Source organism: Paenibacillus fonticola DSM 21315, from assembly GCF_000381905.1.
Classification (GTDB): Bacteria; Bacillota; Bacilli; order Paenibacillales; family Paenibacillaceae; genus Fontibacillus; species Fontibacillus fonticola.
Window position 1 is genome coordinate 1 of sequence record NZ_KB907289.1, and the last position, 19,037, is coordinate 19,037.

The following is a 19,037-nucleotide window of genomic DNA, read 5'->3' on the forward strand; positions in this document are numbered from 1 at the left end:
GTTCTTTGATGAGTTTACGAAGTGCCGCCGCCGAATGTGGAATGCTCCCGTAATAGCGAGGGGCTTCCCCGGTTGAATCCGCAATGGCCACCGAAATTTTTGCTTTGGATACATCTAAACCGACGAATTTTGTGATAGACTGCATAGTATCAGCTCTCCTTTGCTATGTAGCTCTGAAATGGTTGGTCTTTCCACTTTCCATTTTAACCTACGAGATGTAGCAATGTGGAGGGCTGTCTGTTTATCGTTCATCATAGCTAGAATCAAACAACAGTCGCTGATAAGCGTGACTGCGTGGCCATCGTAAATACTTAGTATAGGATGCAGAAATCTGTATATGTTCTGCAGGGTGAAGGAAAATATAGGCGTTATTTCAGGCCTGGGGCTTTCACTGTAATTTTCGGGTAATTAAATCATGACCACCCGTCCAAAGAGTGGGAGGTGCTTGTGGGGGATAATCCCCTGTTGCCAAACTGCGCCTAAAGACGCGAGCCTGACCACAAATCTGTTCAAGCTCAGTGTTATTTGTTGCGGGTGGAGGGTTCGTTAATGATCTTTGAAAGGCATGCGCAATTAAAGTATAAATATGGGAATCGAAAATTCTGGGCAGAAGGATATTATGTACAGTGAGCCTAAATGAAGCAACTGTAGCCAAATACATTCGTAAACAAGAAGCACATGATCACTTTCACTTACCAGTTAAACTTGTTTATTTCTTCCTTGCTCTTGTTGCTACTGAACGGATCTTTATACTCTTTTACACTCAGCTTATCTATGGCTTCCGTTAAATGCTTATCTTAGGAAAATAACATGTCTTTTAACGGTTTGGAGAGATGGCTTTTGAAGAAAATAACATAATCCCATAATGCTACTGTTATAATAGCGAAGAATTCATGCAATCGGGTTTATGCTAGGGGGAGTGAAATGGGCTGTCATAGTTTTTTTGTGGGGCAAACGAACATAGTATATAGCCGAGCTAATAATGTATGATCAATTAGAATTATATGTAACTATTTTCCGGGAATTTGTATATTAATCATTGACTAGGATTTTTGGGGGGATATAATAATGAACTAAAAGTAATAAATGGAGGTAAACTTCATAAAATGGAACATATTATTTTTATTGAGGCTACTATAACTGGCGCTGGTCTAAAGGCGGCTCAAACTGCTAAAAACAAGGGAGTTTATGTGACTTTATTCACAAAGAAAGGAAAGGAATATTATAAAAGAGAACTGGGGCAGAACGGAATATTGCAGTTTCTTGATAAGATTATAGATGTGGACACAAACGATATCTCTAGTTTATGTGAAGCAGCAAATCAATTACATCAGGAACATCCGATTACTGCTGTGACTACAACAGCCGATTTTTATGTTCCGCAGGCGGCTGCAATGGCGGAATTTTTACAACTACCCTCCATGCCATATGAAGCTGCTCTTAAGGCGAGAAATAAATATAAAATGAGAATGGAACTGAAAAAAAATGCGCCAGAATTAAATCCTCCCTTTTTTTTAGTTGATACTGCTGATAAAGCTTTAGAAAAAGCCTTATTGTTAGGTTATCCGTTAATAATGAAACCTCAAGATGAGAATGACAGTTTGGACGTTATTTTAATACATAATGAAAATGAGTTACTGCAAAACTTTTACCGCATAACATCTAAATCGGAAAATCGGGCAGGACAAGTAAAGGCTTCCGGGGGCCTTCTTCTTGAAGCATATATTTCTGGTGAAGAGTACAGTGTGGAAACATTTCAAGGGGCAGACGATCAGCCCATACAGCTCATGGGCATAACAAAAAAGTTCTTAATCGGTACTTCAAGAGGACATTTTATTGAAGTTGGTCACTCTTTTCCCGTTCCCGATCCACAGAATTTGTTGTTTAACGCTGTTTCAAAAGCATTAAGGATACTCGGAATTCATTCTGCCGCATGTCATTCTGAAGTGAAGTTTGTTAATGGTCAGCCGGTAATTATTGAAATTAATCCTAGATTGGCTGGCGGAGGTATTGGCAGCCACGTCATTGAGCTAGCAACCGGAATCAATCCTTTAGATATCGTTATAGATATCGCCCGAGGTATGTCACCGACATGGGATGTACATGAGGAATATGGAGCAGCTATTTACAAGCTCACCAGCCCAAAGAACGGAGTTATTAAAACGCTTCCAGATCTATCCTTTTTGGACAAAGCAGATATACAGGAATACGACATTCCATTGAAAATAGGACAAGAAGTGCGAGTGCCTATGTGTAATGCAGACCTTTTAGGATATGTTGTTACAAAAGCAAGTAATGCTAGCGAAGCTTTGAAAGCCTCCAAACAATTCATAGAATCTATTACTTTTGAGATTGAATAATTATACGTTTATATAAGAAAGGGTTTGAAGTATAGAAGTACAAAAGAGATTCGGAGATCATATTGTTTTAGGACTGGATTTTACACTAGAGTTCGTTCGTGAATAATACCCGATAATTTTAATAAGTTTTTATACGATCTGGCTTTTTATCATCTAAATAAAAGTAATTACGGAAACGGATTCAAATACATGATGCACGGACTGGAAAATTCCGCCTCAGTAAATAAAATCCATATTGCACCAAGTGCATATTCTGGAAAGAATCAATAACGAATAGATGAAATAAGAGCAAGGATCCTTGTTTTAGTGTGCGACTCATGGCGGTTACTTCAACAAGGAACTTTGATAAGTATGTTGTTTATTTTTTTACAGTGATTTTTTGTCAAAGTAGATTGATTGTTTATAACGTTTGTGTTATATTATAACCAAGTTGTTATAATTGAATATAGTGTATAGAAAGCGGGGCATTAGATTGTATAAGATTTTGTTATACGAAGATGCCCGTGGGAATAGTCCGCTTGCTAACTTTATTGCTGAGCTAGATCGTAAGGCGCCTACGGATAAAGCTGCACGAAACTTATTAAAAAAGTTTTATTATTCCGTAGAGTTGCTTAGACAAAATGGTACAAGATGTGGCGAAAAGTTTACCAAGCAGATTGACGGGAAACTTTGGGAGTTGCGGCCAGATGATTACCGAGTATTTTTCTTTATGTGGAATGGGAATCATATTGTTTTACTGCATGGTTTCAGAAAAACATCAAACAGGACACCTAATCTTGAAATTGAGAAGGCTAAGCAAGAAATGGAAAGCTGGAATACCCGTTACTTAACTTAGTAAACATACTAAAATAGCATTATTTAATGCAACATAAACTAGAAATGAAAGGTAGGGTAAACCATGAGAAGTTGGGACGATGTAAAGAAAAATATTTCGTCGCTCCCAGATTATGAGAAAAATGGACTTGAATTTACCGCTTATTTAGTTTCTAATCTAATTCAACGACGTCATGAACTGGGATTTACTCAAGAGGAAGTAGCTGAGCTTACTGGTCTTAAGCAATCAGCAATTGCTCGAATTGAAAGTGCTCGGATTGTTCCTAAGATAGATACGATCCAGACAATTGCTAAGGCTCTAGGTTTAAAGCTTGAATTGGTAATTGACGAAGACGCAGCTACAGTTGCAACGGTTTGAAATATGAAAGACATAACGAAATAAAACAAGGATCCTCGCCAGAGAATCCTTGTTTTTATGCTCGTTGTATTCTAGATTATTTCTTATCTCTAATCGTATCAATTGACTGTCACTCACTCCCCCAACTCCCTGCTCACCTCGGCCAAAGCCGCTCCAATGACTTGGTGCATGTCATAGTATTTGTAGGTGGCAAGGCGTCCCCCGAAAATGACGCGTTGCTCGCTGTCGGCTAGCGCTTTGTATTTCCTGTAGATTTCATTGTTTTTATCGTCATTGATCGGGTAATAGGGCTCGTCGCCCGGCTTCCACTCTGTGGGGTACTCCTCGGTAATGACCGTTTTGTCCTGCGTGCCGAATTCAAAATGCTTATGCTCAATGATCCGCGTATACGGCGTCTCCGGGTCCGTGTAATTGACGACGGCATTGCCTTGGTAGTTGGCCGTATCGTGCAGCACCTTCGTTTCGAACTGCAGGCTCCGGTATTCGAGCACGCCGTATTCGTAATCGTAATATTGGTCGATCATACCGGTATACACGACTTTATGGGAGCATTGGAGCCAGTCTTCTTTGCGATCAAAAAAATCGACGTTCAGCTTGACCTCGATACCCTCCAGCATCTTATCGATGATCGTTCCATAACCGCCGATCGGAATACCCTGGTAGCGGTCATTGAAGTAGTTGTTGTCATAAGTGAAGCGGACGGGGAGCCGTTTGATGATGAAGGAAGGCAAGTCCTTGGCCGATCTTCCCCATTGCTTCTCGGTATAGCCTTTGATCAGTTTTTCGTATATATCGGTTCCGACAAGCGAAATCGCTTGTTCCTCCAAGTTTCTCGGCTCGGTGATGCCGGCGGCCTGCCTTTGCTCCTCGATTTTGAGCTTGGCTTCGTCCGGGGTGACGACACCCCACAGCTTATTGAAGGTGTTCATGTTGAAGGGCAGATTATATAGCTCCCCTTTATAATTGGCGATGGGTGAATTAGTGTACCGGTTGAATTCGGCGAATTGGTTCACATAATCCCATATGGCCTTGCTGTTCGTGTGAAAAATATGAGCCCCGTACTTGTGTACGTGGATGCCCTCGATTTCTTCCGTATATATGTTCCCGCCGATGTGGTTTCTTTTGTCGATGACTAGGCATTTCTTTCCTCTTTTTCCCGCTTCATAAGCGAATGTTGCTCCAAATAATCCTGCACCCACAATCAAATAGTGATACATGATGAGTCTCCTTAATAGCCTTTTTTAAATTAGTTGTATTATACTATATATCTTAGTAGCAATACCGATCAATAGCCGAAGCGATAAAAGCTGGTGTGTACGCCTGCAGCAAGGAGGTTATATGAATACAGAAGGACTGGATTATTTCATAAAAGTATATGAGAAAAAAAGTATAACCGGGGCTGCCAAGGATCTGTACATTACCCCGCAAGGCATAAGTAAGACGATCAAGCAGCTGGAGATGGAATTGGAGACGGAGCTGTTCTACCGGGGCCCGCGTGGGATGGAAGCGACTGAAACGGGCGAGTTATTGTATGCGAGAGCCAAACATATCAAGTACTTGATGGATGATATCAAGAAGGAAATCAGCATTATCGGCGGCAGAAAGCGCGTCTTGAACGTTGTCATCAATTATTCGGCTACCGCATTGCTCCCTGTGGATTATTTATATCAAGTGACCGAAATACATCCCGATATTAAGATCAAGATCAAAGAGTATCCTGATGAATACCCGATCGAGCAGCTGTTTCAAGAAGAAGTGGATGTTGGTTTGGTGCTCGGATACCAGGACTTGGAAAACTTCGAATTCGAGTTAATTACTTCAGGGGAGAGCGTAGCTGTCGTCTCTAACAGCCATGCGCTGGCCCTTAAAGACGAAATCTCCATCTTGGAGTTGGAGCACGAGTCTTTAGTCATCAAGCCGATCGAGAACGAGAAGGAGCACAGTTTTTTGGCTAAGTGCCAGGAGAATGGATTTACTCCCAACGTGAAGCATGAATACGGCAGCATGGCAACGGCACATAGACTATGCGAAAGAAACGGATACGTGGCGATATCGATAGACTTTGTGGAGGAAGAATATGATCACGAAAGCTTAAAAGTAATTCGATTGAAAGAGAAAATCCCGCAAAATGTGTATCTGGTTTGGAGAAAAAGCGGGATTAATTCCAAGGTCATTTCTTTATTACAAAGTTATATTAAACGGAAGAGAAAGCCGCTTTGATGTGCGAATGCCCGTCATAGCGGCTTTTTTCGATCTAAACTAAAAGTTACCCCCTTTAACTTTTGGTTGATGGCTTTATGATTTGAAATCAATTAACCTTTACTTAACCAATCTGTCTTGTGTATAGCAGTGTTCATCAACTAAAACTAGAGGGGCTGTATCGTGAAATATTTGCAGATCATCAACAGAATGACTTTGGAAGAGAAGGCTTCGTTAATGTCAGGAAAAGATTTCTGGCAAACACAAGATATAGAACATCTTGGAATTCACAGTATCTTTCTTGCAGATGGCCCGCATGGCATCCGGAAACAAGCGGCCGCTGCAGATCATTTAGGACTTAACCCGAGTATTCCGGCCACCTGCTTTCCGACTGCTGCAACCGTTGCCAATAGCTGGAATGTGGAGCTCGGCGAGAAAGTCGGGCAATATTTGGGCGAAGAGGCCGCTGCTCAGAAGGTGAATGTATTGCTGGGGCCGGGGATCAATATGAAGAGAGATCCGTTATGCGGCAGAAATTTCGAGTATTTCAGCGAAGATCCTTACCATGCCGGAAAAATGGCAGCAGGCTACATCAGAGGAATTCAGTCTCATGGCGTTTCGGCCTGCGTCAAGCATTTTGCCGTGAACAATCAGGAAGAACGGCGAATGTCCATCGACACGATCGTCGACGAAAGGACGTTGCGGGAAATTTATCTGACGGCCTTTGAAATAGCCATCGCGGAAGGCGAGCCGATGACGGTGATGTCATCCTATAACCAATTGAACGGAACCTATACGAATGAAAACTTGCATTTAATGCAAGAAATTCTGCGGGAGGAATGGGGCTTCGAAGGCGTCGTCGTCACGGATTGGGGCGGAAGCAATGACCGCGTGGCCGGGCTGATTGCCGGTAATGAACTGGAAATGCCCACCACGGCAGGCGAAACGAATGAAGATATCATAACAGCAGTGAAGAGCGGACAAATCAAAGAAGAAGTGCTGGACAGATGCGTAGACCGGCTGCTTGACCTTATATTTACGACAGAGGAAGTTTACAAGAATCGTAACGAGAAGAGCTTCAATGTGGAGAAGCACCACGAAGCGGCACAGCAGGCTGCGGAGGAATCCATCGTCCTGCTGAAAAATGAAGACCGTATACTGCCGATTAAGAAAGGCGTCAAAGCTGCAATCATCGGGGACTTTGCCAGCGAAGCACGCTACCAAGGCGCAGGTTCATCCATCGTGAATCCGACAGTTAGGGTGAATACCCTGGATTCTCTCGAACAATTCGGAATCGATAGCATCGGCTATGAGCCGGGCTTTGAACGATATGGAAAAAAGAGCAGAAAAAAAATCGACAAAGCCTGCGCGCTTGCTAAAAAAGCGGACGTAGTTCTTCTATATATCGGTCTCGACGAAGCGACGGAGGCTGAAGGCCTCGACCGGAGCAATATGAAGCTGCCCGAAAATCAGATAGAGCTTATTCATGCGCTGCATGAAACGAACCCGAATATTGTGGCCGTCCTGTCATGCGGTTCCGCAATTGAAATGCCGTGGATCGATAAAGTAAAAGGTTTGGTGCATGGCTATTTAAGCGGCCAGGCCGGAGCGAAAGCGATTTTGCGGGTACTGACGGGAGAGATCAATCCTTCAGGAAAACTAGCGGAAACCTATCCGCTTCGCTACGAGGATACCCCTGCTTTCGGAAGTTTTCCAGGGAAGGAAGTTAGCGTAGAATATCGAGAAAGCTTATTTATCGGCTACCGTTATTATGATACAGCGAACGTAAATGTATTGTTTCCGTTTGGCTATGGGCTGAGCTATACCACCTTTGAATACTCCAATATTCAGGCCGATCGTGACGGAGTAACCTTCAATATCACAAATACCGGAACTATAGCTGGGATGGAAATTGCACAACTGTACGTCGGGTGTCGTTCCGGGAACATTTTCAGGCCGAACAAAGAACTCAAAGGCTTTACTAAGGTATTTCTGCTGGCAGGCGAAACGAAGACTGTGCGTATTCTGTTCGATGATAAGGCTTTCCGTTACTTTAACGTAAAGACGAACCGATGGGAGATCGAGCAGGCGGATTATGCCATCATGATCGGTGCTTCCAGCGCGGATATCCGGTTAGAAAGTACTCTTTTCGTAGAAGGGACGGATGCGCCATTGCCGTACGATAAAGAGAACATCCCTTCCATGTACGCTGGGAAAGTAAGAGATGTCACGAAAGAAGAGTTTGAGTATCTGCTTGGCCGCCAAGTTCCCGTTCCCACTTGGGACCGGACACGGCCGCTAGGCTATAATGATACGATCGCCCAGTGCCAGTATGCCAAAGGTTGGCTGGCGAGGTTTGCCTTCCATCTGATTACGTTCGCCTATTGGTTCTTGCGAAAAATAGGGAAGAGAAGCACGGCGAATCTGATCATGATGTCCGTCTACCATATGCCGTTTAGAGGAATTGCCAGAATGACGGGCGGGATCGTGAATATGCCCATGCTGGACGGGCTCTTGCTGATGGTTAACGGCAATTTCTTTAAAGGCATGGCTCATTTTTTGAAAGAAAGAAAAAAGCTGATAAAGGCTGCTAAGCTAAGGAGCTTAAACAATGAAGGAGCGTAATATGGGACTCAAATCCTGGTGGAAAAATTACAAGGACAAGCACCCCAATATGACTCAATTTTTAGTCTTTTTTATACTAAGCAACGGTGTGACAGTACTGCAGATAGTGGTGATGCCTCTCTTTAAGTCAATATTTGCGAAAACGGCATTAGTAGGCATGAACTTTCAAATTTTACAAATCGGCAGCAACTTTGACGGCAGCCAGTATTATGTATTTGATTATGCTGCGGGGACCCTGTCCTCCGGCGGCGGGGGCGGGCTTGCCTATTTCCTGGCGATTCAAATTTCTATCGCGATGGCCCAGATCATCAATTTCTTTGCCCAGAGAAATATTACGTTCAAATCAAACAGCAACATTTGGAAGGCGGCATTCTGGTACGTAGTGGCTTACTTCGTAATATCGATCGGAGCCGCTGCCGCTCAAGGCTTCTATAAAGCGCCGATCTACAATCTGTTGATGAACACATGGGGCATGGGCTCAACTGGGGAAACGACGGCAGACGTCATTACGATGATCATTAATAGCGCAATTTCATTCTGGGTATTTTTCCCGATATTTAAAATCATTTTTAAGCAAGAACCTGCAGAACAAACCGCCGGACAGGCGACAGCATCAGACAAGTAAAGGCGTGATGATTATGAAACGGCTATCGATTGTCGTTCCGTGTTATAACTCCCAGGACTATATGCGTTGTTGCATAGAGTCCTTATTGCCGGGGGGAGAAGACGTCGAAATATTGATCGTCAATGATGGATCGACAGATAAAACGGCTGATATCGCCAATGAATATGCCGCTAAATACCCGACGATTGTCAAAGCAATCCATCAGGAAAACGGGGGACATGGAGAAGCTGTCAACGCAGGGATCCGGCATGCTTCGGGCCTGTATTTTAAAGTCGTAGACAGCGATGACTGGGTGGATGTTCCGGCGTATTTTGAAATTTTGAAAGTATTAAATCAGTTTGTGGCAGAGGCAAAATCAATCGATATGTTAATCAGCAATTTCGTGTATGAAAAAGAAGGACTCAAACGCAAGAAGGTTATGAATTATGACCATGCTCTTCCGGAAGGGAGGATCTTCACTTGGGATGACATGAAGCGTTTTCGCAAAGGCCGGTATCTGATGATGCATTCGCTGATCTTCAGAACGCAATTGCTTCAGGATTCAGGATTAACGCTTCCGAAGCATACTTTTTACGTCGACAATTTATACGTGTTCATCCCGCTTCAGCATGTAAAGAAAATGTATTATGCCAATGTCGATTTTTATAGATATTTTATCGGCAGGCAGGATCAGTCGGTTCAAGAAAGCACGATGATCCGCAGAATCGATCAGCAGATCAAAGTAAATAAACTCATGGTCGATCAGATCGAAGCGGACAATATTGCCCATCCCATGCTGGAGCATTATTTGCTTCGCCATCTGGAAATCGTCACAGTCATTTCTTCTATCCTGCTCATCCGCTCGGGGGCAGAAGAAAATTTCAAGAAGAAGAAGGAACTGTGGAAATATATCAAGGCCAAGGATGTACGGTTATATCACCGGCTTAAATACGGGTTTCTGGGCCGGCTGATTAGTTTGCCGGGACGATATGGCCGGCTCGTTTCCGTTGGCGCGTATAAAATTTCGCAGAGAATATATGGCTTTAATTAAAGGGACCCTCGTAAACTAAAAGTTTACCCCCTTAACATTTGGTTGATAGTGGTTCCAGTAATAATCAGTTAGGCTAGGAGTAAGCAAAAAAAGGGGGGTAAGTATTATCGTAAATGAAAGCGCTTGTATAAATATGGAAACCGAGAAAAGAGAAAAGAAAAACTTGCAGTTCGCTGAATATTTGAGAGGGGAATTCTGGAAATGAGCGAGAAAACAACGAGTAAAATGAGCAAGAAAAAAAGAAATTTACTGATTAGCTTAGGGGCCCTGGTTCTTTTGCTGGGTGCGGTCCTCTATTATGCTTTCGTAGTGACCTCGTCAGGCTACTGGCTGCTGGCCAAATTCAAGCCGGATACGGAAGAACAGAAGCTTTCGTACTCCTCGGCGATTGAGACGATCGAGAAAATTACCGACGAAGGCTTTGTGCTCATGCAGAATAACGAAAATTTCCTGCCGATTGCCACGTCCGAGGATAATAAAGCCAAACTGAACGTATTCGGAACCCGATCCGTTCTTACGCTATTCAACTCGGGCGGCTCCACGGCAACAGATGTTACCAAAGCGGTAAAGCTTGAAGAGGCCCTAAGTGGAGAAGACGGAAATTTTGAGTTGAACCAAGAATTGCTTTACCTGCATTACAACTTTTATAAGAGCGGTAAGCTATCCATAAATGCAACGGCTGCACCTAAGAATCGCAGCGATTCCGAAATTTTAGGAGAAGCAAGCAATCTAATACTTCCTGAAGTGCCGAAGACAGCTTATGAAGACAGTTCACTGTATAGCGACGGAAGAACGATCATCGAGCATGCCAAGGAATTCTCCGATACGGCGATGATTGTTGTGGGACGCGGCGGTGGAGAAATGGTTGACTTGACCCCGGAGGAGCTTGGATTGTCGGAAGAAGAAGCGGCGATGATTGAGGTGGTCAGCTCAAACTTTGATAACGTTATTTTGGTCATTAACTCGGTTAACGCGATGCAGCTTGACTTCTTGAATGATTACCCATCGATTAAGAGCGTGATTTGGATCGGATACCCTGGGGAAACAGGCACGAAATCGTTGGCAAGAATTTTGAATGGAAAGGTAAATCCATCGGGTCGTTTGGTTGATACATGGGTTGCGGACATCATGAGCAATCCGGCCGCGAACAACTATCAAGCAACCGATTCTAGTGGAAAGATGATGAAGGATGCGTTCAAATATGCCAACGCGCCCGAAAAGTCGGGATTCTTCAATCAATATCATGAGGGCATCTATGTAGGATACAAGTATTATGAGACGCGCCATGCGACAGATGAAAGCTATAATTATGAAGCTGACGTGATGTTCCCGTTCGGCCATGGTCTTAGTTACACGACGTTTGCCAAGAGTATTATAGGTATGAAAGAAGAGGACGGCGTAATTACAATTCGTGTTTCCGTTAAGAATACGGGCGAGGTGCCAGGTAAAGATGTCATTCAGATTTATGCGAATCCTCCTTACACCGGAGCCATCGAGAAATCAGCTGTGAATCTTGTAACCTTCAAAAAGACCAACATCATCGAACCTGGCAATACGGAGAATTACTCGCTATCCTTTAACGTCGAAGATTTGGCATCTTACGATTATAAAGTGAATAAGGCTTATGTCGTGGAAGCCGGTGATTACGAGTTGATGCTGATGGAGAACGCTCACGCGAAAATCGGATCGGAAATATTTACGGTTCGCGACAGCATCATTTATAACGAGGAAAATGACGGTATACGACCTACTGATCAACAGGTTGCGACCAATCAATTCGAGGATGCGTATTATATAGATGATTATCTTACAAGGGAATGGAACCCGGAGAGCCGGGCATTTACCGGTCCTCAAGAGTCGGATTTTACAGCTACCCAGGACATACTGGATGCATTGAATTATTCGGTGCCTACTGACAAAGAGTTGGGATACACCGATGCGGATATGCCGGAGTACGGCAAAAATCTGAATCAAACGATAATGCTCTCTGATATGGTGGAAGTAGATTACGATGATCCGCGCTGGGACGAGTTCCTATCGCAATTAACGCTCGAGGAAATGGCGAACATCGCGGGTACAGGTGCTTACCAGTTGCTTGAGATACAGCGGTTGGGTGTGCCGAAGACATTGCAGCCCGATGGCTCCATGGCCATCGCCTCCAATATTTATTCCGGCCCGATTATGGGAGCCGAGGGGGTCGGCGTGACGTATGCAGCACCAGGCATTCTAGCTGCTACTTGGAACGATGATGCGGCTTATCTGATGGGAACAAGCGTTGGACAAGAGGCGCAAGCATTCGGATATAGCGGATGGTATTCGCCTGCTATGAACATTCATCGTACACCGTTTAACGGCAGAAACTTTGAGTATTATAGCGAAGATGGTGTCCTATCCGGTAAAATCGCTGCACAAGTCGTGAAGGGCGCCTCCGAAAAGGGTGTCATCACTTATATTAAGCATTTTGCATTAAATGAGAAGGAAAGAGGCACTCGTGATCAGCTCTTCACTTGGTCTAACGAGCAGGCTATTCGCGAAGTATATTTGAAGCCCTTCGAGCTTGCGGTGAAGGAAGGGGGCAGCCTTGGCGTCATGTCCTCGTTCAACTATATCGGCTTGAATTGGGCCGGTGGACATAAAGGCTTGCTGACGGAGGTACTTCGCAATGAATGGGGCTTCAAAGGGCTCGTCATTACCGATGCCAATATGTATCCGCATATGAATCCTGTGCAAATGATCTATGCCGGCGGCGACGTATCTCTTGACGTTATGGCCGTATGGCAGGGCGGAGACAACCACAATAAAGTCATGCTTACAGTCGCCAAGGATCCGGCGACGAAAATCGGCGGGACGAAGAGTCTGTACAATGTAAGCAAAAACGTCTTATACGCTGTTTCGCGCACTTGGAAAATGCAATAACACGATAGGAATAGAGCTCTTTTCCGGCGGTACTTCTACTTGAGGTGCCGCCATATTTTTTGCTCGTCGACGCTGATTTTAAGGGGAACCGTTAAGTCTCAGGGATTATTATATGATATACTTTAAAAAATGCTACCGGTCTTTCTTTTTGAATATGTTTAGAATACAAATGAGGTTTAGATAATGAAGTATAAAGAATTAATCGAAAAGATGACGATCGAAGAAAAAGCTTCATTAATGTCAGGCAAGGATTTCTGGCAAACGCAGGACATTAGCCGGCTGGGCATACCCAGCATGTTTCTTGCCGATGGACCGCACGGCATCCGGAAACAGGCCGTGGCCGCGGATAAGCTGGGCCTCAATGCCGGGGTTCCCGCAACCTGTTATCCGACGGCGGCGACAGTAGCCAACAGCTGGAATGTGGAGCTGGGGGAAAAGGTAGGAGAGTATCTGGGGGAAGAAGCGATTTCTCAGAAGGTCAATGTCTTGCTCGGCCCTGGCGTGAACATGAAGCGTAATCCCTTATGCGGAAGAAACTTCGAATACTTTAGCGAGGATCCATATCTAGCCGGCAAGATGGCGGCCAGTTATATTAGAGGCATTCAGTCGCAGGGGATTTCCGCTTGCGTCAAGCATTTTGCCGTGAACAATCAGGAAGAGAGACGGATGTCGATCGATACGATCGTCGACGAAAGAGCCCTTAGGGAAATCTATTTGACCGCCTTCGAAATTGCAGTAAAGGAAGGCCGGACGAAGTCGATCATGTCTTCCTATAATAAAATAAACGGTACATACGCTAATGAGAACATGTATGTAATGCAGGATATTTTACGCGGCGAATGGGGCTACCGTGGCGTCGTCGTCACGGATTGGGGCGGCAGCAATGACCGGGTGTTAGGGCTGCTGGCTGGAAATGAGCTGGAGATGCCGACAACGTCTGGGGAGACCGATCAAGAAATCGCCGAAGCTGTTCAAAGCGGGAGAATTAAAGAAGAGGTTTTGGACGAGTGCGTGGACCGGCTCCTTGACCTTATTTTTTCGACGGAGGCTGTATATCAGCGACCACGGTTGGAGTTCAACGTGCAGCAGCACCATCGGGTATCGCAGAAGGTGGCGGAGGAGTCCATCGTGCTGCTCAAGAACGAGGGGAACATCCTGCCGCTTAAATTTGGCAAGAAGGTAGCTGTTATCGGTGATTTTGCCAAGGATGCACGATATCAAGGGGCAGGTTCGTCGATCGTTAACCCGACGATTTTGGATCATACTTTGGATTGTTTCGAGGAATCGGGTATCGTTAGCATCGGCTATGAGCCGGGCTTTGAGCGCTACGGCAAGAAGAATCCGCGCAAAATCGCCAAAGCCTGCGCGTTAGCAGAGAAAGCGGATGCCGTGCTGCTGTACCTCGGTCTGGATGAAGTGACAGAAGCCGACGGTCTGGACAGGCAGAGCATGCAAATTCCGGAGAACCAGATCGACTTGCTCCATGCATTGCATGGGGTAAATCCGAATATTATCGCCATCCTCTCCTGCGGCTCTGCGGTTGAAATGCCTTGGATCGGCAAAGTGAGAGGATTGCTGCATGGATATTTGGGAGGGCAGGCAGGAGCAAGAGCCATCCTCCGGGTATTATCCGGAGACGTGAACCCTTCGGGAAAGCTGGCCGAGACGTATCCGCTTCGCTATGAGGATACTCCCTCGTATCGCCATTTTCCGGGCAACGAATTGACGGCAGAATATCGCGAGAGCGTCTTTATCGGGTATCGCTATTACGATACGGCGGATATCGATGTGCTGTTTCCTTTTGGATACGGACTTAGTTATACGACCTTTGACTATTCGGATATTAAGGTAGGCAAGTCGGGGGTCACCTTTACATTAACCAACTCGGGTGATCGGGCCGGCATGGAAATCGCGCAGCTGTACGTTGGCTGCGAGTCTAGCGATATATTCAGGCCGCAGAAAGAGCTGAAGGGTTTTGTTAAAGTATTTATCAATGCCGGAGAGTCCAAGACGGTGACGATTCCTTTTGACGATAAGACCTTTCGCTACTACAACATCAAGACCAAACAGTGGGAAATCGAAGAGGCGGAATATACGATCATGGTCGGGGCCTCCAGTGCGGATATCCGGTTGGCCGGTTACCTTCATGTGATGGGTACGGGGGCGCCCGCTCCTTATGAGAAGGAAAAGCTGCCGTCCTATTACTCTGGCCGGGTCAGCGATGTCGGTGTTGACGAATTTGAGCATCTGATCGGCCGGAAGGTGCCGGTTGCCACTTGGGATAGATCCAAGCCGCTCGGCTATAACGATACGATCGAGCAATGTCAGTATGCGAAGGGAGCCGTTGCCAGACTGGCCTACCATTTGATTGTGTTCGCTTATTGGTTCCTGCGAAAAATCGGTAAACGAAGCACGGCAAATCTGATCATGATGTCCGTTTACCATACGCCGTTTAGGGGAATCGCCAGAATGACAGGCGGCGTGGTGAATATGGCCATGGTGGATGGCCTTTTGATAATGGCCAACGGCCGTTTCTTCAAGGGTTTGAGCCATTTATTGAAAGAGAGAAGCCGTAAAATGAAGGCCGACAAGCTGCGCCGGCAAACGAAGAGGCTGGCTTGAAGTGAAAAAATGAAGAAGCCGTTTTTTACGGGCTTCTTCATTTTAAATATTATTTTAATGGCTTTTCTTTATATTCTTCAACCCAATAATCGTAGTATTCATTCTCCCATTTCGAACCATCATAGTATTCCACCTCTTTAACACAAGCAATGGCTTTTGCAGCCTTTGAATTATCCAAATCCCATCCCCCGTCGTTTTTGCCGTTTGTTTTACCGGGTTGTATATTCGATTCGGCCCGTCCTTCTTTCAAATAATCTTCGTTTAACCAACCGACTTTAATAGGATAATTATTTTTATCAAATACCATATAGCCAACTGTATATTCCTTAACCACCTTATTGGTATTGTTTTGGACTACAATTTCTATCATTTCATCATAAATCCAATCATTGAAGATCCGAGAACTTTCAACACTAACCTCTTGATTTGCCTTCAATTCCTCCATTTTTTTCTTGCGCTCAGCAGCTAGTTTTTCTTCATTCTGCTTTTCGTATACCGATTTTTTAGCTGTCAGTTCCGAATCGTTTGGCATGATAGCTAAAGCTTCATTAATAATATTCACCGCTTGTTCGAATTGCTTCTCAGACGAAAGCTTGTCGGCATCGGCAAGGATAATTGCTTTATAGCTGGATGAGGACTCGCTGATCAACACCTGAGCTCGATCATAATATGTATCCGATTCTATAACTTTTTGGAGTTCCACAAGTGCATCCTTTACATTATCGCTCTTCAGAAATTCTTCTCCGCTCTTAAACGCTATCCTTGAATCATTGAGTTCATTAATTTCATTTTGAGCTGCACTGACTTCAGATGACAAAAGGCTTGTTTTCTGAATCGCCTCGAATCTGTTTGCAGCAGCAGTGAATTCGATTTTTTCGTTTATATAATCTTGTTTTATTTTCTCGATATCCGCTTTTAGAAACGCTTCGATCTCGGACTCCTTTTCTAAATCTCCCTTTATTTCTTGTTCATATACTTCAACGGCATTTCCATATTTATTATCTTGTATCGCCTTTTTGAATGCAGCGACCGGATTGCTGCTTAAAACAATGAATAGGATTCCTGCGACGATCAAAATGGCCAGAGCTCCCCCAATAATCAGCCACTTCGTATTAATCGTTATTTTTGTTTCTGCTTGAGCTGTTTTTACTTTTGTACCGCATTTATTACAAAATAAACTGTTTTCCGGTATTGGCGTCCCACATTTTCTGCATTCCATTTTAGATCCCCTTTTCCAGCATATTATCATTAATCATAGTCTATATGTACTGTTCGGCAGAATATGGGAAATTCCTTCATAGAATGCAACCTCTAGTAGCTCTTTAACTATTGTAAAAACATTTCTTTTTAGACGAAGGGATAGCTCTTTTTGCTTATATCTCCTCCAAAAGTAGGAGAGCTCCCCGATTCCTAAATTTCGACAAAATTTGATAGGCAGAAAATGTGACGAACTTCCTTAATTTTCATAGTGTTTTAGCACCAAGTTTTCCAGTTTTTTGTTTGGAAAAATGCCCCTTTCAATCTATTTACATTGGATTGTTAGAATAAGACAATAAATTAAATCTTTTATTTATTCAAAGATACATAATTGAACAGTGTATAGGTAAAAAGTACCTTGTTTGACAAAATACTACTTTTTAATTTAGTATCTTTCTATGAATTGGCAGCCAAAGAAAGGGGACGATATGAGAAGCTCGATAAAGCCGGCGATCATCTTTTATTTTGTCATCTCAATGCTAGTTTTTTATGTTTTTAACAGGGTTGCTCTTATCTTGGAAGGAACTCAAGGGAATATTGCCCAAAACTTGAATTCTACTGTCGACGCGATCATAAACTCGTTTACGAATCAACCTTTTATGCTTGGGATCACCAAGCCAAGCCTGCTGGCAGGTTTGTGCGGGGCGGCTCTTGTTGGGTTGGCTTTTTTGTATAACGTCATAGGATCCAAGAAATATATGCGAGGGATCGAGCATGGATCGGCAAAATGGGGGACGAAAAGGGACATCGCTTCTTTCGTGAATAAGGACGATGAGGACCAAAACATAATTTTATCAGCCACTGAAAAACTCAGTATGACCAAAGCCAGGAAGTTTGAGCATGACCGCAACAAAAATGTGCTGGTCATTGGCGGGAGCGGCTCGGGAAAAACGTTTTCCCATATCAAGCCGAACCTTATGCAGCTTCACAGCTCGTATGTTGTGACCGACCCGAAAGGGACGCTGCTGCCCGATACCGGTCATCTGTTTGCCGAGAATGGTTATGAAATAAGGAGCTTCAACACGATCAACTTTAAGAAGTCGATGCACTATAACCCGCTTGCATACATAAGCAATGAAAAGGATATTTTGAAGCTTGTCAATGTGTTGATCGAAAATACGAAAGGCGAAGGCCAGCAGAGCGGCGAAGATTTCTGGGTCAAAGCAGAGAAGCTTTGGTATAGTGCCGCGATCGGATATTTGTTCTATGAAGCACCGCTTAAGGAGCGAAATATTCCGGCGCTCGTAAGCATGCTGGACATGAGCGGGGCCAAAGAGCATGACGAGGATTTTCGAAGCCCGATGGATCTTATGTTCGAGGAGCTGGAGAGGCGCAAACCGGACTGCTTTCCGGTCAGACAATACAATAAGTTCAAACAGGCTGCCGGAAAAACGCTAAAGTCCATACTGGTCTCATGCGGCGCAAGGATGGCTCCTTTTGACATTCAAGAGCTGAGGGAGATCATGAGCTATGACGAACTGCAGCTTGATGAAATCGGCGACCGTAAAACGGCCTTTTTCGTTATCATGAGCGATACAGACAATACATACAGCTTTATTGTGGCCATGCTGTTTTATCAAATGTTTAATCTGCTGTGTGATAAAGCGGATGACCAGTACGGAGGACAGCTGCCGGTTCATGTCCGCTGCATGCTGGATGAATTCGCGAATATAGGGAAAATTCCGAATTTCGAGAAATTAATCTCTACGATCCGCAGCAGGGAAATATCAGCGACTATTATTTTACAGTCCTTGTCCCAATTGAATTCGATTTATAAAGAGGATGCAGAGACGATTATCGACTGCTGTGACACCCTGTTGTTTCTTGGCGGAAAGTCGACTAAAACGACCAAGAGCATTTCGGAAATGATCGGCAAGACGACGATCGACAACCAAAATGTGAATGAAACAAAAGGGCAAAATGCCAGCTACAGCCTTAACAATCAAGTACTGGGCAGAGACTTGATCGATGCATCTGAAATCGGGCGTTTGCGAAGAGAGGAATGCCTTGTGCTGATGTCCGGCTTGCCGCCATTCAAAAGCTTAAAATACAATACGGCCAAACATAAAAGATTTCGCTATCTTGCCGATAGCGGCAAGCAAGGGAAATTTGAAATTGTTGGCCATGAAGTCGTTAGCGCCGAGGGGTTGAACGATTTTTCAGGTGCTTGGAATACAAATCAATCAAAGATGAATTGAAAAGGAGAAAAAA

At 44.3% G+C, this 19,037-nt stretch carries 12 protein-coding genes and 1 pseudogene; 11 read left to right on the forward strand and 2 right to left on the reverse strand.

Going from position 1 to position 19,037, the window contains the following annotated elements:
• Window positions 1-537: 537 nt before the first annotated feature.
• The 4 genes and pseudogenes from G358_RS34680 to G358_RS0127875 form a co-directional block, all read left to right on the forward strand.
• Window positions 538-624 (forward strand): annotated as a pseudogene (locus G358_RS34680) (IS200/IS605 family transposase); the annotation flags it as partial.
• A 482-nt stretch (window positions 625-1,106) separates the two neighbouring features.
• Window positions 1,107-2,360 (forward strand): ATP-grasp domain-containing protein, encoded by a 1,254-nt coding sequence (locus G358_RS0127865; RefSeq protein ID WP_019640556.1) that lies wholly within the window; start codon window positions 1,107-1,109, stop codon window positions 2,358-2,360.
• A 472-nt stretch (window positions 2,361-2,832) separates the two neighbouring features.
• The gene (locus G358_RS0127870; RefSeq protein WP_019640557.1) at window positions 2,833-3,195 is read left to right on the forward strand and encodes a type II toxin-antitoxin system RelE/ParE family toxin; all 363 of its coding nucleotides are present in this window, start codon (window positions 2,833-2,835) and stop codon (window positions 3,193-3,195) included.
• Between the two features lie 63 nt (window positions 3,196-3,258).
• Window positions 3,259-3,552: a helix-turn-helix domain-containing protein gene (locus G358_RS0127875; RefSeq protein ID WP_019640558.1), complete on the forward strand. Its 294-nt coding sequence runs from the start codon at window positions 3,259-3,261 to the stop codon at window positions 3,550-3,552.
• 113 nt (window positions 3,553-3,665) lie between these two features.
• On the opposite strand, the gene glf is transcribed toward G358_RS0127875, so the two are convergent.
• Window positions 3,666-4,769 carry a UDP-galactopyranose mutase gene (glf, locus tag G358_RS0127880; RefSeq protein ID WP_019640559.1) on the reverse strand — a complete coding sequence of 368 codons (1,104 nt, stop codon included), beginning with the start codon at window positions 4,767-4,769 and terminating at the stop codon, window positions 3,666-3,668.
• A 121-nt stretch (window positions 4,770-4,890) separates the two neighbouring features.
• Here glf and G358_RS0127885 point away from each other — a divergent pair, with 121 nt between their 5' ends.
• The 6 genes from G358_RS0127885 (at window position 4,891) to G358_RS0127910 (ending at window position 15,569) form a co-directional block, all read left to right on the forward strand.
• On the forward strand, window positions 4,891-5,772 hold the full coding sequence (locus G358_RS0127885) for a LysR family transcriptional regulator (RefSeq protein ID WP_019640560.1): 882 nt from the start codon (window positions 4,891-4,893) through the stop codon (window positions 5,770-5,772).
• A gap of 162 nt (window positions 5,773-5,934) precedes the next feature.
• Window positions 5,935-8,376, forward strand: a complete 2,442-nt coding sequence (locus tag G358_RS0127890) for a glycoside hydrolase family 3 C-terminal domain-containing protein (RefSeq protein ID WP_019640561.1) — start codon at window positions 5,935-5,937, stop codon at window positions 8,374-8,376.
• The gene (locus tag G358_RS0127895; RefSeq protein ID WP_019640562.1) at window positions 8,363-9,001 is read left to right on the forward strand and encodes a hypothetical protein; all 639 of its coding nucleotides are present in this window, start codon (window positions 8,363-8,365) and stop codon (window positions 8,999-9,001) included. Before G358_RS0127890 ends, G358_RS0127895 begins: the two co-directional genes overlap by 14 nt.
• Before the next feature lie 13 nt (window positions 9,002-9,014).
• Window positions 9,015-10,031: a glycosyltransferase family 2 protein gene (locus G358_RS0127900; RefSeq protein WP_026342514.1), complete on the forward strand. Its 1,017-nt coding sequence runs from the start codon at window positions 9,015-9,017 to the stop codon at window positions 10,029-10,031.
• A gap of 201 nt (window positions 10,032-10,232) precedes the next feature.
• Window positions 10,233-12,947: a beta-glucosidase gene (locus tag G358_RS0127905; protein ID WP_019640564.1), complete on the forward strand. Its 2,715-nt coding sequence runs from the start codon at window positions 10,233-10,235 to the stop codon at window positions 12,945-12,947.
• A gap of 183 nt (window positions 12,948-13,130) precedes the next feature.
• A complete protein-coding gene (locus tag G358_RS0127910; protein ID WP_019640565.1) occupies window positions 13,131-15,569 on the forward strand; it encodes a beta-glucosidase family protein in 2,439 nt (812 codons plus the stop codon).
• A gap of 49 nt (window positions 15,570-15,618) precedes the next feature.
• Here the strand turns inward: G358_RS0127910 and G358_RS0127915 are convergent, their stop codons facing one another.
• Entirely contained in the window at window positions 15,619-16,788 is a 1,170-nt protein-coding gene (locus G358_RS0127915; RefSeq protein ID WP_019640566.1) for a DUF5780 domain-containing protein, read from the reverse strand.
• 553 nt (window positions 16,789-17,341) lie between these two features.
• Between G358_RS0127915 and G358_RS0127920 the strand changes: the two genes are divergently transcribed.
• Complete coding sequence (locus G358_RS0127920) at window positions 17,342-19,024, forward strand: VirD4-like conjugal transfer protein, CD1115 family (RefSeq protein ID WP_169447464.1); 1,683 nt, start codon at window positions 17,342-17,344, stop codon at window positions 19,022-19,024.
• Window positions 19,025-19,037: the final 13 nt, after the last annotated feature.